The sequence below is a fragment of the Bordetella sp. FB-8 genome, assembly GCF_000382185.1.
In the GTDB taxonomy this organism is placed as follows: Bacteria; Pseudomonadota; Gammaproteobacteria; order Burkholderiales; family Burkholderiaceae_B; genus Bordetella.
This window is the reverse complement of sequence record NZ_KB907784.1, coordinates 1,219,051-1,235,064: the sequence shown is the minus strand read 5'-3', so window position 1 is coordinate 1,235,064 and position 16,014 is coordinate 1,219,051. Positions and strand designations below refer to the sequence as shown.

At 56.3% G+C, this 16,014-nt stretch carries 10 protein-coding genes; all 10 read right to left on the bottom strand.

What is annotated here, in order from left to right:
- Nucleotides 1–64: 64 nt before the first annotated feature.
- Nucleotides 65–1,342: a glycosyltransferase family 4 protein gene (locus tag H143_RS0105840; protein WP_019937297.1), complete on the bottom strand. Its 1,278-nt coding sequence runs from the start codon at nucleotides 1,340–1,342 to the stop codon at nucleotides 65–67.
- Nucleotides 1,339–3,249 carry an asparagine synthase (glutamine-hydrolyzing) gene (asnB, locus tag H143_RS0105835; protein ID WP_019937296.1) on the bottom strand — a complete coding sequence of 637 codons (1,911 nt, stop codon included), beginning with the start codon at nucleotides 3,247–3,249 and terminating at the stop codon, nucleotides 1,339–1,341. The genes H143_RS0105840 and asnB (H143_RS0105835) overlap by 4 nt, the downstream gene beginning before the upstream one ends.
- A gap of 16 nt (nucleotides 3,250–3,265) precedes the next feature.
- The gene (locus tag H143_RS21965) at nucleotides 3,266–4,447 is read right to left on the bottom strand and encodes an acyltransferase (protein WP_081627010.1); all 1,182 of its coding nucleotides are present in this window, start codon (nucleotides 4,445–4,447) and stop codon (nucleotides 3,266–3,268) included.
- Nucleotides 4,444–5,427, bottom strand: coding sequence for an SDR family NAD(P)-dependent oxidoreductase (locus H143_RS0105825; RefSeq protein WP_026349774.1), 984 nt, complete (start codon nucleotides 5,425–5,427; stop codon nucleotides 4,444–4,446). The genes H143_RS21965 and H143_RS0105825 overlap by 4 nt, the downstream gene beginning before the upstream one ends.
- A 37-nt stretch (nucleotides 5,428–5,464) precedes the next feature.
- Nucleotides 5,465–7,357: an asparagine synthase (glutamine-hydrolyzing) gene (gene asnB / locus H143_RS0105820; protein WP_026349773.1), complete on the bottom strand. Its 1,893-nt coding sequence runs from the start codon at nucleotides 7,355–7,357 to the stop codon at nucleotides 5,465–5,467.
- 169 nt (nucleotides 7,358–7,526) lie between these two features.
- Nucleotides 7,527–8,504 (bottom strand): IS5 family transposase, encoded by a 978-nt coding sequence (locus H143_RS0105815; RefSeq protein ID WP_019937292.1) that lies wholly within the window; start codon nucleotides 8,502–8,504, stop codon nucleotides 7,527–7,529.
- An 82-nt stretch (nucleotides 8,505–8,586) separates the two neighbouring features.
- Entirely contained in the window at nucleotides 8,587–11,406 is a 2,820-nt protein-coding gene (locus tag H143_RS20055; RefSeq protein WP_081627009.1) for a glycosyltransferase, read from the bottom strand.
- 69 nt (nucleotides 11,407–11,475) lie between these two features.
- Nucleotides 11,476–13,287: an ABC transporter ATP-binding protein gene (locus H143_RS21570; RefSeq protein ID WP_019937290.1), complete on the bottom strand. Its 1,812-nt coding sequence runs from the start codon at nucleotides 13,285–13,287 to the stop codon at nucleotides 11,476–11,478.
- Nucleotides 13,280–14,065, bottom strand: a complete 786-nt coding sequence (locus tag H143_RS0105780) for an ABC transporter permease (RefSeq protein ID WP_019937289.1) — start codon at nucleotides 14,063–14,065, stop codon at nucleotides 13,280–13,282. The genes H143_RS21570 and H143_RS0105780 overlap by 8 nt, the downstream gene beginning before the upstream one ends.
- Before the next feature lie 37 nt (nucleotides 14,066–14,102).
- Nucleotides 14,103–16,013: an asparagine synthase (glutamine-hydrolyzing) gene (gene asnB / locus H143_RS20045; RefSeq protein ID WP_019937288.1), complete on the bottom strand. Its 1,911-nt coding sequence runs from the start codon at nucleotides 16,011–16,013 to the stop codon at nucleotides 14,103–14,105.
- Nucleotide 16,014: the final 1 nt, after the last annotated feature.

The following is a 16,014-nucleotide window of genomic DNA, read 5'->3' as shown; positions in this document are numbered from 1 at the left end:
TCCGTTGAACGAATTTTTTCCATAGTCGAATTCACCCGCTTGATGAACGTGGCTGCATTTTCCGCTATCGGCGAACGACTTCCCGCACGAGTTTCGCCAACTGCGCCATCTGCTCGCTTCGTTCATAGGATTTGATGCGTGCCTTGTCCGGTTGGATAGTCAGGGTCAATTCTTGTGCGATCTGTCGAAGCAATTCGAGAATCTTCTGCGTATCGTCGGGAGCGATGACCCATCCCGCTCTGGTCTCCAGGATGATGGACTCCGCCGCCGTTCCCTGGGTCAATGCCAGTATGGGACGCCCCGAGGCCAGGTATTCGAAAAGCTTACCGGTTGCAATGCTGCGCTGCCCCGTGGCCGTCACGAGCAACAGCACATCCGCATGCTGCTGCAGCGCAAGCGCGTAAGCGCGGGGGACCAGGCCATGAACACGGACGATGCCTTGCTTGACGAACGGCTCGAACGCCTGCAATTCGTCCTGAGTGTATTCGCCGAAGAAATGGAGCAGCAGTCGGCTCCCGGCCGGCTCGCTTCCCAGTGCCGAAAGGGCGTGCAGCAGCGCATCGATGCGCGTGCCCGCCCGGGATCGATCCAGGCGGCCGGTATACACGATATTGATTCGATCCGGGTCGAGTTCGGCCGGCCGTTCTTTGGCGTTTTCGCTGAATTCGGCAGGATCGAACCCATTGGGAATAGTCTCGACCCGAACGACCCCCGCGTTGCGATAGTGCTCGGATATCGGTTCCGATATCGTGACGATCGCCGCCGCGTCGGAAATCACGCGCCGTTCCATCCTATTCAGATAGTTCATGGCGACGGCCGTCCGCTGGGATGCGGGCTCGAGCGGCTCGAAGATCATGCCGTCGCGGAAATCGGCAATCACGGGAATGCCGTGGCGCTGGCCGATATCGAGCGCGACATCGAGGGTCTCGGCAGGCGGGTATGAAGCGATCAGTACATCCGGCCTGCGCAGCGAGATCAATCGTTCGGCATGGCGGATCGCATTGCGCCGCCAAAGCGAATACCGCACGCCGAAGAAAGTCGCAGCGCGCCGGAACAGCCGGTAGGCCACATAGGCGATAAGCGGCAGGCTGTGCCGCGTCGTGGCATCGAATGCGCGCACGACACCGTCCTCGTGCGCTTGCCCGGCGCCGGCCGAAAGCTTGTCGCGGTACGTCAGCAAGGTGACATCCACGCCGTGTTGCGGCAGATAGCGCTTCATGGCGACCGCGCGCTGCACTCCGCCGTTGTTTTCGGGAAGGTAGTGGTATGCGACCAGAAGCGCGTTGAGCCGGCCGCTCTTGCTCGTTTCGCCGGCCTGGGGTGTCGAACTTGTTTGCTTCATGCGTTGCGCAGGGGTTGAAAGACCGAGGCGTGCCAGCGGTAGAAATTGATCCAGCGCCAGGCCTGCCAGGAGAAGGGCGTGCGTCCCGACAAGATGCGCTCGAACTCCTCGACGATGCGGCCCTGGTCGAGGAAGGCGATATCGGCGTATTCCTTGAGCCAGGCCCTGGCCTTGTCCGCCAGGCGGAACAGCCAGTCTTTTTCCGGCGTCGCGAAACCGATCTTGTCGCGCCGGTCCAGGATGGCGTCGGGAACGATGCCGCGCATCGCTGCCCGGAAAATATGCTTGGTCTCGCCCTGATCCGATATCAGGTAGTGCTCGGGCAGCGACAGCAGAAAGTCCGCGAGCCCGGGGGTAAGAAAAGGAACCCGGCTTTCAACAGAAAAACGCATGGAGTTGCGGTCGCCATGGCGCAGCAATCCGGGCAGGCCCCGGCGCGTGCAGCAAAACGCCAATTCAGCCATGAGCCGGCGCCCGCGCAGGTTCTGCGCGGGCCTTTGATGCGGGAAGCGGACATGTACGCCTTGCTCCCGCAACTGATCGGCGTCGATCCAGTTGGGCCGTGCGCGATCATCGCCCGCCAGATCGCGCGCCTTGCGGTACAGCGGGTACCACGGGCCGTCCGCGTACTCGGATATCGATGCCTTGATGCCGGACGACAAGGACCTGCCGGGCCACCGCGCCCAATTCCGAAGAAAATTCCCCGCCTGCAAGAAACCGAGGCTGTCCAGCAGGCTGTGCACTCGCTTGCCCGGATAGCCTTGGTAGCCGGCGAGCAATTCATCGGCGCCCTGGCCATCGAGCGTGACGGTGATTTCGTTGTCCTTGGCCAGCTTGAAGACGCGATATTGCGCGTAGATGCTTGTGCCGCCGAAGGGCTCGCCCTGCGCGAGAATCATGTCGTCCAGATCGGCGGCCAACTCGTCCGGCTCGACAAAGACCTTGTGGACCTGGGCGCCAACGCGGGCGTTCACGACATCCACCCATTCCTCCTCTGATACGGGAGACCCTTTCGCGATGAAGCTGAAAGTATGGATGGGAGCGTCCGGCTCGACGTGGCGCATTGCGCAGACCACCGCCGAAGAGTCGATGCCGCCCGAAAGAGCCGCGCCCAGCGGCACGTCGCTGCGCAAATGCTGGCGGACGCTATCCAGAAAAAGGCCGCGCAGCTGTTCAGCCGCGTCATTGAACGACAAGGTGCTGGTCTCGCGGATATCGGGCGCCCACCAGGTGACCGGGCTTCCCAACGCCCCGGTCCTCATGTCGAGCACGATATATCTGCCAGGCTCCAGCTGCTCTATGCCTGCTACAAAAGTATCGGGGCGGGAATCGTAGTCTCCATGCACCAGGTAGTCATAGCAGCGCTGCAGGTTGAGTTCCGCGCCGGTACCGCGCAGAACCACAGCGGCCGGCAGTTCCGAAGCGAAGCATAGGCCTTGTTCGGTGCGCGCATAGAAGAACGGCTTGATCCCGAACGCATCGCGCACGCAGGTCAGCGTGCCTTTCTCATGATCGGCAATCGCGAAGGCAAACATGCCGACCAGCTTGCGCAGGCAATCGCTGCCCCAGTGCTCCCAAGCGGCCAGCAAGACTTCCGTGTCGGACTGGGTATGAAACGGGACGCCCAGTTGCGCGAGCTCGCCGCGCAGCGCTTCGAAGTTGTAGATTTCGCCGTTGTAGATCAACGAAAAGCGCTTGCCCGCCGAATGCATGGGTTGATGCCCAGCGCTGGATAGATCGATGATGGATAGGCGCCGATGCCCCAGGCCGAGCTCTCCCGCGAAGGCATGCATTCTTTCGCTGCCCTGGTCGTCGGGGCCGCGGCGCGCCATTTTCAGCAAGGCGGCATCGAGGTTCGGATGCCATTTCTCTGATGACTTTGCCCAATAGCCTGCGATTCCGCACATATGGCTTTCTCGATGTTCAACGTAGCCCCGAACTGGCGCTCGACGCGGATGTGGGGTGTATGGCCGATGGCGGATTTTTGCTTGCGAGTCTCTTGCCGAACCTGTCTATTGGATGTTCGAAAATGTGATGCAGAACGAACCCGGCAGCCAATGCAAGAGGCACGGCGAAATGCCACGACAAACCAGCAATCAAACCGAGATATAGAACAGGCGCGTGAAATGCGTAGAGGCTGTAGCCGGCCCGACCGATAACAGCGCCGATCGAGGAAACCTTCCCTTCCTCTGCTGCTTTGATTATGGCAGTGATGAGGATCCCGAACAGAACGGCAAGAACTATTTGCTGGACTTGAGTAATACCGAACGCATGAAGGTGTTTCGTCAGAAAAGAAACAGCTATTACGACCCAGACGATTGCAAGCACGAGCCAGAAACGCCTTGCGATGGTAGATACGCGCTCGCTTACGAATAGCGCACCTATCCACCAGTAGGCCAGGAATGAAGGTAGGCTACCGTTGTTCCACCAGCCTGCCAAATCTGGATGGTTTGAAACCAGAATTGATCCTAGGACGAACATGCCGCCCACGGCGCAGAGAAAGGCGTTGCCATAGCCACGCTTGAAGAATAGGAAAACGGCTATAGCATAGACGACGTATAGCCATATCTCGACCATGACCGTTGTTAGAGGCGCGTTGCCTTCAAAACTGCATTGATGGAGTGTAGGGATGAATGCCGATACGCCGGAAAGCTTGGTAGCCATGCAAGCGAGGGAAATTCTGTCTGTTCCAGACAGCGCGCTTGCCGCGGTAGCATTGACTTTCTCTGACGCCAAGAATGCAATAGCGCCAACAAGACAGGCAAGAATGTACACAGGCCAAATTCTGAAAAATCGGCGTACTGCGTAGGTGCGCAGCTTCCCTCTGGATCGCCTGAATCCACCCAGATGTATGCAATATCCACTCAATACGATAAAACCAACGACCGCTGGATGCGTTTGACCGTTGGATTGAAATAGTGTGGTCAGAAACCCTGCCGTTGCATTCAAGAATTGGGATGGATGACCCAGGTAAATGACCCAGCCTTGTGCATGAGACAAGCATACCCAAATGGCGAGCACGCCTCGAAGTAGGTCTATGCCGTCGGATCGCCGTATGGGTGCGACAGGAAGGTCAATGAGGGTGAGCTTGGAATTGTTATTCATGAGCGTTTCGCGGACATGTCGCTTTTATGTGCAGTGCGCCACTCTATCAGTCGCCTCAGGCCTTCGCGCAGCTCGATCGTGGCGGTAAAGCCTATCTCTTTCCTGGCCTTTATGGGTGAACCAATGCGGTTCCGCACAAGGGTCGCCTCGCTTCGCGCCTCGTATTTGATGGGCTGCCTGCAACCGGTAAGCGCCACGAGAATATCGGCGAGTTCTTTCAGCGATGTACGCTTGCCGGTGCCGACGTTATAGAAACTATCGACCGTTTCCGCTTTCATCGCGTAAACATTGGCAAGGCCGCAATCTTCGACTGCCACGAAGTCGAATGCCTCGGATCCGTCGCCCAGGATGGTGGGGCTGCCGCCATTGTCGATGGCATCCAGCGTTTTCATGATGACGGCGATATAGGCGCCGTGATAGTCCTGGCGGGGGCCATAAACATTCACATAGCGCAAGCCGACATAATTCAGGCCGTAGCGATGGTGGAAGGCGCGCATCATGGCTTCCCCGGCGAGCTTGGTGGCCCCATAGAAATTCTTATTGTTAAACGGATGCTCCTCGTCCATGGACTCGTGGATGGCATCGCCGTAGACGGAGGCAGATGAAGAGTAAATCAGGCGCTTGACGCCTTTGGCTACGCAAGCCTCCATTACGTTGAAGGTGCCGTGCACATTGACGTCGAATGCAGCGCGAGGATATCCATGGCACTGGAGCAGCCACAACGCGGCAAGATGAAATACGCCGTTCGCCCCATCGAAGGCAGATTGCAAAATGTCCGTCTGCAGGATGTCGCCGCCCACATCGTAGATTTTGACGCGCGGATCCTTCAAGGCCTCTTGCAGATTCTCGCGGCTACCGCGGGACATGTTGTCGTAGACGATGATTTCTTCGACATCTTCCTTGACCAGATAATCCACGGTGTGTGAGCCGATCAAGCCCGCGCCACCTACGACTACAACTTTCTTACCCTTTAGATCCATAGTTGGACTCTTTTATGAACTTATGGCGCTGCGGAGTTCAATCGATGAACTGTTGGTGCCACAGCTCCAGGCCGAGCAAAGCCCACAGGTTTCGCCCGTAGATGCTCTGCGTATCCAGCACGGCATCCAAAGACATCCCCGGGTTGAGATACGGCCGCGAGCGCGCCTTGGCCGAACCCAGCAGGTCGCCGATCAGGTCCCGCGCTGGGCCGCCTTTCTTCAGCCACAGATTCAAGGGGACGGGGAATCCCATCTTGTCCTTTCTGTCTCGGATAGCCTGGGGCAGATGGCCGCTGAATACGGATTTCAACAGGCGCTTCAACTCCCCATTTTTGAACTTGATATCGGCCGGGATGGTCGCGGCAAATTCAATGAGCGGGTGATCGAGGAAAGGCACCCGGGATTCGACGCCATGCGCCATGCTCATCCGATCTTCCACTTGCAGCAATGCGGGGAGCAGCGTCTTGAAGTCAAAATGAGTCATCGAATCGAAGTACGATTCCTTGCCTACATTTTCGCCCCAGAAAATACTCTTGAACTCAGCCATGGTCGCGCGCTGATCCATGGCTTCGGTGTTCAAGATGCCGCCAAACGTGTTGGCGCGGTTGACCAATCTCCAGTAGCGGTCGTCTCGCTCTCCAAACAAGCCGCTTGCCCAGAACTCCCGCAGCATGGGTTTGTACTGGCGCAAGGTTTCGAGATTAGAAATGATGGATTCATAGGTGACGAGAAAATTTCCTGAATGCAAAGTCCCTTCGATGGCGCCTTTGATGCACTGCTCGAAGTAGGCCACCAGATAACGGGCATAGCCGCCGAATATCTCGTCGCCGCCCTGTCCGCCCAGTACCACTTTGATATTCTGGCCCACTTGCTTGGATACCATGTACTGCGGGAACGAACCCGGACCCGCGGTAGGCTGGTCCAGATGCCAGATTACTTTTGCGATGTTGTCGACAAAGTCCTGTTCGCCGATATCGGTGACATGTAACTGCATATCCCTTTCATCCGCGAGCGCCTTGGCATATTTCGACTCATCGAAGTCGGGACCATCGGTGAACCGGCCGTTGAAAATCTGAAACCTGCCCTCCGGGCGCTGTTCGCGGGCGAGCGCCGCAAGCAGGCTGGAATCCACGCCGCCACTCACATAGCTGCCGACTTCGACATCGGCGCGCAGATGCATGCGCACCGAGTCCGACATCAGTTCGACCAGACGTTCCCGGAACCAGTGTTCGGTATGGTCGTAATCGATGTTGTAGTGTACATCCCAATAGCGCCTGGGCTGAGGGGATTCTCCAGAACCAACGACAGCGTAATGCGCGGCCGGAATTTGCCGAACACCCTGTATTAAGCTTTTTTCACCCAGACAAAACTGAAAGGTGAAATAGTCCGCCAGCGCGGTATTGTTGACGGCACGCTGATCCAGGAAGGGCAAGAGCGCTTTTATTTCGGATGCGAAGTACAAGCCGCTTTTTGTTTCCGCCCAATAGAGCGGCTTGATGCCGAAACGATCCCGGGCGAGGAAAAGCCTCTGTTCCTGGGCATCCCAGATGGCGATCGCAAACATGCCTCGTAGACGCTCGAGGCAGGCGCTTCCCCATTTCCGATAGGCATGCAGAATGATTTCGGTATCGGACTGGGTCCGGAAGTGTTCAACGCCGAGTTCTTTGCGCAGCTCGATATAGTTGTAGATCTCGCCGTTGAATACGATCGTATAGCGGCCCTCGGAGCTACTCATCGGCTGAGCGCCGGTCTCGATATCGATAATTGCCAGCCGCACATGGCCCAATCCAGCCAAGCCATCCCGGCTGACCCAGACGTCGGAACCATCGGGACCTCGATGGCGTATCCTATCTAGCCCTTTTTCTAGCGTGCTTTTTGCGCTTTCAGAATTTATCGGGGCTTTGGCGATGAAGCCGAAAATACCGCACATGGCTATTTCCCAACGAACAATTTAAGGATGTTCTGATCAAAGCACGCGGCGAGCGGATTTATTCGAATCGACGCGCGTAAGTTTCATCATGCCGAAAGAGGGCTCGAAAACGCCGGCTTATCTGGTGCCCGCACGCCGGATTCGGCCCTTTCCTGGGCCTTTTGGCCCCTCATGGACGCACCTGTACCATTGCGGCCATCACCTGCCCGCGCGCCATCCACAGATTGGCCAGCGCAAACAGCGTCTTGAGCTGCGCGGTGTTCTTGGCCAACCCCCGGTAGCGCACCTTGGTGTAGCCGAACTGGCGCTTGGTCACCCGAAACGGGTGCTCCACCTTAGCCCGCAGGCTCGCCTTGGTGTGTTCGTAAGCCTGCTGCATTGGCTGCACCGACGCGCTCAACTTCTTGCGCAAACTCGGACGCAGCGCAATGTGCCAATCCACCGGACGGCCCTCATGCTCCGCGCGCTTGTCCACCCCCTGGTAGCCCGCATCGCCCAGCACCAGGTTTTCCTGACCATGCAGTAGCTTATCGACCTGCGTCACATCGGCCACGTTCGCCGGCGTACCCACCACCGTGTGCACCAGCCCCGTATGCAAGTCCACGCCGATGTGCGCCTTCATGCCAAAGAAGTAGTTCTTGCCCTTCTTGGTCTGGCGCATCTCGGGGTCGCGCGCGCCCGCTTCGTTCTTGGTCGAACTGGGTGCATCGATGATCGTCGCATCCACAATCGTGCCCTGGCGCACCACCAGACCAAAGGCCTGCAAAAACAGCGTCACGCCCTCGAACATCTCTTCGGCGATGTTGTGCGCTTCGAGCAAATGCCGAAAGTTCAAGATCGTTGTCTCATCGGGCACGCGCCCGCCCGGCAGCTGGGCAAACTGGCGCATCGACAAACTGTCGTACAGCGCTTCCTCCATCGCCGGGTCGCTCAAGGCAAACCACTGCTGCATAAAGTGAATCCGCAGCATCGTCTCGATCGGGTACGGCTGGCGTCCCACCTTGCTCGACAGCGGATAGTGCTTGGCCACCTCGCCTGCCAGGTAGTCCCACGGAATCGTCCTGTCCATCTCGCCCAGAAACTTCTCGCGCCGCGCCTGCTTGCGCTTGCCGACATATTCCGCTTCGCTAAAACTCAGTTGGCTCATGATCTGGTCCGTGGTGAGAGATATGCTTGATTTACGGCAGAACAAGAAAATTATTCAGAGCGTCCTTAAGTGTTCTTCGAATTTAAAGTCTTTTAACAAGAAAAATCAGAATACCGTGCACGCGGCCTCGAAATGCGTTACGGACACGGGTCGGGATCATTCTCCAGATTGCGCGTGCGCCACGCCACACGGGCCCGCTTACAAAAGCGGGCGGCTGGGCTTGCGATTCGGTTTCTTGTTTGAGCGTAATAATAGGAACTGCGGCGCGGATTCTCGAAGGTTCGTTCGCACTGACTCGTTTATCGATATCTTTGCGCGACTCCGCAAGCGCCAGTACGTCTGCATAAAATGTCTTGGCGACGGCGTTCCAGTTGTAATGTGCCGAAAAATGCACACGTGCATTTGCGCCCAATCTTTTGCGTAATGCCGCATCGGCCGTCAGTGTGTTGACACAATGGATCACATCGGCTAGATTCGTAAAATCCACAGCGAAACCACAGTCGCCCTCATGCAGCACTTCCGCAACCGACTCGAGTCGATTGCTCATTATCGGGAGTCCTGCGGCCATATACTGCGAGAGCTTGTTCGGGCCGCAATATCGATTATTGATACTTTTCGGCTCGTAAGGAATAATCCCCACATCGGCGTGAGATGCAGCGGCAACGAGGGCGGACTCCGGCACAGCGGCAGGAAACACAATTCGGGTGTCCAGCGATTCATTCGATCTTGCGCGTTCGATAAGCGACGCTTTGTAGCTCGAATCAGGGCCGCGCAGGAATAGTTTGGCTCGCTTGTCGACTTGGTTCCATATGTCGATCAATATTTCAAACCCGCGGCCTATCGCAAAATTTCCCTGAACGAGGAATGCCACCTGATCTTCCTCGCGCTCAAGTTCGAAGGCGCGATTCGATGAGGCTTGGCTCAATGTATCGACCGCTTCGAGAGGTTCGCAATTCGGCAGCGTGCCGAACTGACGACCATAAAAGCTGGACATGAACGATGCCAGGCCACGTGTAACGGTGACCGCATCGTCGACATAAGGCAAAAGCCGGCGTTCGAATTTTTGCCAAAGCTCGAATTCAGCCGGCATAAATGCATCATTCGAATCAGGCCAGAATTCATGCGCGTCGTACATGACCGGTACGCCGAGCCGGTGTTTGATCAGCGCGGCCGGCAGCAACGTCTCAAGGTCGCATGCAATGATTGCATCGATTCCCCGAATGCGTCCGCCCAAGTCTGCAAGCACGCCGGCAGTATTGAGAAAATAGCGGGCGATATCCCTGGTATTAGCAATGGAATAGATCCTGCTTATCCCATAGGCGTGAGATATATGTTCCGCCGGCATCGATTCCAGCCAACCAAGAAAGAGCGCCTCTTCAAAGGCTGTCCCTTCGGGGCGCTCTTCCGATAGTATGCTGTTCAACGTCAGCAAATGATTGTACGGGCGAGGCGCAACGATCGTGTAACCTATGCTTGCATCGCGCTCGACAATCACCTGATCGCGAGGTCCGCCATCGACACCGAGGACGTGGACCACAATCTCATCGGGCGCATTTTTTTGAAGCCACTTGATGCGCGGATCGCGATCGGGATAATGACTGCACAAAAGCAGAACATTGATGCGATCTTTACGCAAAGGCGCTAGCTGTATGGCCGGCTGCGCCCACGACTTTTTGGCGATCTGCGCTTCAATCCGCTCATCGAATCGAGCGACGAATGTTTCAATCCAGTAGGTCGGAGCTGCAATGATATCGCGCCAAGCAGCCTCGACAATTGCCGTTCTCGCGGCATCGTCTCGGAGAATGGCAACGACCTGTTCGACATTTGAGAAGTCGCGCTTGAGCTCGACATAGTGTTTGCCAGGCACCAGCACGTTCGAATATTCACCCTCAAACAGTATTTGCAGGGTCTTGGCGGCGGCTGCCTCAAGGTGCCTCGGAGAGATGTTGTTGTAGTAGACGTTGCCTTCGAATTGCACGATATGCTGGAGCAACCCTTCGGCGTACTCGCGGCTGGTCTTGTCCAGCGTCGATGTTACGTCGTACTCGGCGATTGCGCGTGCGACATCGCCATCGAGATCAAATATCGACGCTCCTGATTCCACGCCGAGCATAGCCTTGCATCGGCACATGAAGCGTAACCAGTCATCGCCGGAAAATCGATCTTCCCATCGGCTCGAGATATCCATCCGCAATCCCATGCCTTGCGTCGCCGTAAGAAAATCCCAGCCGATCGTTCTCTTTTCGTAGCACAGGCGGCCGAAATCGAGAGGCTGGAGGGACCCTCGATAGCCAACATCGATATCGCGCTCTTCGTTCCCGAAGCGGCTCACCAAATTGTCCCGCAGATCGGGGGTCACATACCCCGTGAGCATGCGAAAAAATTCGACATCGCCGACGACATCGCGCGGATAAACTTTTTCGCGTTCGTTTTCCGGCAAGCAGGTGAAGATCAGGTCGAAACGATTTTCTCCAAGATACCGTGCAGTACCTCGCACCTTGTAGTTCTCGTCTTGTTTGAAAACAACCTTGACGCCTTCATAGTCTTTGAATCGGACGGCAAGATTTTCATCGAGTTCGCGCAGGTTGTCGACGTTATATGCCAGTGAGTTGTGCAATACGATGCCAACATAAGCCGTGAGGTCGAACGACGCGGGCAGACGGAATGGCGCTTCACAGCCTGCGAAGTTGTAAACATCGACTTCGAATTTCGAGGTGCGTTGCAAGAACGAGATGTTCTGGGGCACGGTCGAAATGCCGCGATGGTCGAAATAGCAAAGTAAAAGCAGTCGCTCGGGCCGATCCTTTTCGGAGGTCGGAGTCAGACGAGGGAAGATGGATATACCAGGCATACAGCTCTCACTATAGACAGAATAACGACAACCGGCGTTGGTGTGCGCCATTCGTGCTTAGCCACGCATTTGCTCAAGTCTGTTCACTTGAAGCAGCGCATCCTCCGGGGTCGCTTACGGCTAAGCAGCCGAGGAAAAAGATTGGAGACTGGTGACGATATTTTGACGGGTCGTACCGAGTTCAATTGTGCCGATGTAGTTCTCGTTGACTTTGAAATGTACGCCACGATCGAGATGGCAGATGAAAGGCATGCGGGTGGTCTTTTCCCAGTCGAACCGGAATCCAGGTAGCACATCAATACTTATGGCGTAATCGCCGTGTCTGAGATTGGGAGACTCGATGATGGAGGTCACTTCATGAATGCCGCGCGAGCCACCGTGCTCGAAATGGTGGACATCGAAGCAGACACGCTCGCCTTTGTTATCAAAAACGATCACGGCGTACCAGAATTCGTCAACGGTCTGGCTCAATGCGAATTTTGTGCGAACAACAATATCTTCGCCTAGTGCGAAGATCAGTTTTTCCGTACTTGTATCGCGCGCATAAGTCATGCATTCGACAAACGACCCCACTTCGGTACGCCACCGATCTGTTTTTTGTTGAGGAGAATCTTCGAACGCCCTGGCAACGGCAGTCTCGACGTCCTTGTGTATTTCGAGTTCCTTCGCGTGTGAGTCGGAAAGGCTCCACGTAAGCGTGTCGCTGAGCCATGTCTTGGTATCGACACACTCGCTGAGGTTGCCCAAATGAAATACCTCTTTACCCGATACGAGGTCGACATGAATATGTTCCGATCCCAAACCGCAATGCTGGACCTCGAGTTTTAAGGGATGTTCGCGCCATCCGTATAAACCGTTGAAACAAATTGCCGCTTCGCTGCTCCCGTTAGATGGATTCAATGCACGCACGCGTTGCGAATCGTGCAGTATCGGCACCCCCCACGCGTTGGGGTCGGTTGCAAGATTTACGAGAAAAGCGGGATTCGTAACTTCTTCATCTCCAACTTTGCCGACATCGAGAGCAATGGGGGGTTGCCCCGCGATTTCTACACTGACCTTCCGAATGAGGTGATCGAGCTGCGCTTTAGCCGGCAATCTGAACCGGACATGGATCGTCGCGCCATCGATGGCATGCACTTGCCGCTGGCGTTGTAGAAGACGGGCCGTCTGATTGCGCAGCCGTTGTTCTTCCTGTTCAAGAATCGAGGCATAGTAGGCTTTGCTTATCGAACGAGCGGTATCGTCCATGCGGATCTTGCCTTTGTCGACCCAGATCGCCCTTTCGCAAAGACGCTCGACGGCCGAGATATCGTGGCTCACGAAGAGTACGGTCGCGCCGCTTTCGATGGTTAGCCGTTTCATCCGATCGGTGCTTTTCGCCGAAAAATAGGCATCGCCGGCGCCAAGCACTTCATCCACGATCAGAATATCGGGCTCTACAGCAGTCGATGTCGAAAATGCAAGGCGCGCGTACATGCCGGCCGAGTAGGTTTTAACCTGCTGATCGATGAACGCTTCAAGCTCGGCAAAATCGATGATTTCGTCGAGCATCGCCATTGCTCGCTTACCCGTGACGCCTTGATAAGCGAGCGACGCTAGGACATTTTCCCTGCCCGTGAACTCCGGATGAAAACCCGTGCCGAGTTCCATCAACGCCTGGATGCTGCCGTTTACGCGTACTTTTCCGCTTGTCTGCCGGAGTCGTCCGCAGATGATGCTCAGCAAGGTACTCTTGCCCGCGCCGTTACGGCCGATCAGCGCAAGACGTTCGCCGTGCTTGACTTCGAACGAAATGTCGTCAAGAGCCTGAAATTCATTGTAGCTTCCTTTGGGGGGCTTAAGCCCGAAGAGCTCCAAGGCGCGGTGCCGTGGATGCTGGAAACGCCGGAAGATTCGGCTGACGTTTTCGACTTGGATAGCAATATCAGACATATTCACCAAAAACAGGTTTCAGTCGAGAGAAGACGAAATGGCCCAGATAGAAGATCACGATCGTCATCAATGAAAACGCAGCGATCGATTTCCACGGAATCTGATGAAAAAACAGAATCTGCCGATAGATTTCTATAATGTAGAAAAGCGGGTTCGGATACATGATCGGCAACAGCGATTTCGGTATCATGTCGAGCGTATAACCGATAGGGGATACAAGCATCAGAAATTGGATCACGATGCCTATCATCTGCGCGATGTCACGGAAAAACACCGTCAGCGAAGAAATAAGCCATGCGAGTCCAATGCAAAATAATAATTGCATGACGAAAATAGGAATGATCAGAACATCGAGCAACGATCCTTCGCCAACGGCTGCATAAGCAATCAGCAGTCCAATGAGTCCCACTGCCATCGAAACCGACGACGACAACACACTCTTGATCGGGAGCAATTCAATTGGAAACACCGTATTTTTGATGAGCCCCTTGTTGCTGATGACGGCCGTCGTCGATGCGGAAAGCGCCTCTGAAAACCCGATAAAAGGGATCAGACCCGCGAAAATCATCAGCACATATTCGAACGACGTATGGCCGTTCAGACGCACACGAAAAACGAGCGTGTAGATACAGGCGTAGAGACCCAGATAGAAGAAGGGATAGATGACCGCCCATGCGGCGCCAAGCACCGAGCCGACGTAACGCGCACGGATCTCGTTGCGAGTCGTGGCATACAGCATATGCCGATAGCGATAGATGATTTGTATGGGTTCAAACATTGAAAGGGATATTTGCGAGAGTTTGAATTGAGAGTTTTTAGATCGTCACGCCGAATATCTTGCCCCAGATGCCGACGTTGACGATACGCCAAAGCGTGAAATCCACCTCGCCACGTCCATCGAGCGCATCGTTGACGCGTTGACGCGTACCCTGCGCATTAAGCAGGGTGGGGAAGCGCCGGAGCGTTTCTTCCATGCCGTCGAGAATTGCATTGCGCAGCGGGCCGCGGAACCATTCCTGCTCCGGCGTGGTGAAGCCGAGTTTGTCGCGGCGATCGCAGATCATGTCTGGCATCACTCCTCGCATAGCCCGGCGCAACACCGATTTCGTCTCGCCAGCATACATTTTGTGCTCGTTGCCCAAGCCGAGGTTGAACTCGACCAGGCGGTGGTCGAGAAATGGCACGCGGGCTTCGATGCTGTGCGCCATGCTGTTGCGGTCTTCGTATTTGAGCAGCATGGGCAGATTGGTTGCCTGCACCATCGCCTGACACCAGCTCCCCAGGTCGGTAACGGGCGGCAGGCCATCACGGTCGAGCGCCGTCTGCATTGCGCCTTGGGCCGGCGCAAGCGTGGCGAATGCTTCCGAATCGAGCCAGTTCGGGCCGCTTGCCGGCGTGCCGGCCACCGCCCGCGAGAGCGCGGCGCGAACGATGCGCGGCAGCTTGGGGCCGAACAAGGTCCGCAGCTGATCCTTCATGGGAAGGCCATGGTCACGCTGTCGTTCCTTGACGGTTTTCCAGAGTTCGGCATAGCGACGCTGCGCAAGCAGCATATTCGTATAGAACTGATAGCCGCCGTGATAACCGGCAAGCTGTTCGTCGGCTCCCTGGCCGTCGAGCATGACGGTGATTCCTCGGCTATGCGCCGCGGAGAAAACACTCCATTGCGCAAAAATACTTGTGCTGCCATAGGGCTCGTCTTGATGCCAGGTGATCTGCTCGGCAAGATTGAACGCATCTTCATACCGAGGATATACGTAGTGCGGCTCGCACGACCACCGATCGACGACGGACTCCATGAAAGGACGCTCATCGACGCGCTTTTCCGCGTAGCACGCGCTGATCGTGTGCGTGTGCTTGCCGTCGGCCTCGTTCGCGAGGCGTCGTGATGCCAGGCTCACGATGGCGGAGCTGTCCAGGCCGCCCGACAAGCAGGAGCCAACCGGAACGTCAGACCTCAGGTGCAATCCGATGGAAGTATCGAGAAGTTCGCGGAATCGTTCCGCCGCCGCCTCGGCGCTCAGGTGGATGCTGCCCGGCACTGGCACGCTGTACCACCGTTGCGGCGTAATCGGCTGGCCCGGCCTGTAAGACGCGAGCGACAGCGTCAGCTTTTCGCCGCCGCGCAGCTGGAATACATCGGCGAACAACGTTTCGTCGGTGTGATCGGTCATGCCCGACGAAATGAAGTCGTACAGGCGCGCTATGTTGCCGCGACGCGCCAATCCCGGCAATTCCAACAGCTGCTTGATTTCCGAGGCAAACGCCACGCCTTCATGCGTGCATGCATAGTAAAGCGGCTTGATGCCGAAACGATCACGCGCAAGAAACAGCTTCTGCGTTTCGCGGTCAAAAATGGCAAACGCGAACATGCCGAGAAAACGGTCCAAGCAGGCTTCGCCCCATTCGGAGTAGGCCGCCAACAATACTTCGCTATCGGAGTGCGTGCGAAAAACGTGCCCTTTCGCCGCGAGCTCATCGCGCAGTTCCCGGTAGTTGTAGATTTCGCCATTGAAAACGAGCCAATAGCGCTTTTCGGCGAATGCCATCGGCTGCAGGCCGGCATCGGAGATATCGATGATCGCCAGGCGACGATGCCCTAGCTCGACGGGTCCGGCAGGTGAATTGAAAACCTCCAGGCCATGTCCGTCAGGCCCGCGATGGCTGATGATATCGAGATATTTTTCCGATGGCTGGGGACCGACCGAAATCCAGATTCCGCACATG

Bases quoted from the DNA above. Each gene is read 5' to 3' on its own strand.
- asnB (WP_019937296.1), bottom strand. From the start codon at position 3,249: ATGTGCGGAATCGCAGGCTATTGGGCAAAGTCATCAGAGAAATGGCAT.
- asnB (WP_026349773.1), bottom strand. From the start codon at position 7,357: ATGTGCGGTATTTTCGGCTTCATCGCCAAAGCCCCGATAAATTCTGAA.
- H143_RS0105840 (WP_019937297.1), bottom strand. From the start codon at position 1,342: ATGAAGCAAACAAGTTCGACACCCCAGGCCGGCGAAACGAGCAAGAGC.
- H143_RS0105815 (WP_019937292.1), bottom strand. From the start codon at position 8,504: ATGAGCCAACTGAGTTTTAGCGAAGCGGAATATGTCGGCAAGCGCAAG.
- H143_RS0105780 (WP_019937289.1), bottom strand. From the start codon at position 14,065: ATGTTTGAACCCATACAAATCATCTATCGCTATCGGCATATGCTGTAT.
- H143_RS21570 (WP_019937290.1), bottom strand. From the start codon at position 13,287: ATGTCTGATATTGCTATCCAAGTCGAAAACGTCAGCCGAATCTTCCGG.
- H143_RS20055 (WP_081627009.1), bottom strand. From the start codon at position 11,406: ATGGCGCACACCAACGCCGGTTGTCGTTATTCTGTCTATAGTGAGAGC.
- H143_RS21965 (WP_081627010.1), bottom strand. From the start codon at position 4,447: ATGAATAACAATTCCAAGCTCACCCTCATTGACCTTCCTGTCGCACCC.
- asnB (WP_019937288.1), bottom strand. From the start codon at position 16,013: ATGTGCGGAATCTGGATTTCGGTCGGTCCCCAGCCATCGGAAAAATAT.
- H143_RS0105825 (WP_026349774.1), bottom strand. From the start codon at position 5,427: ATGGATCTAAAGGGTAAGAAAGTTGTAGTCGTAGGTGGCGCGGGCTTG.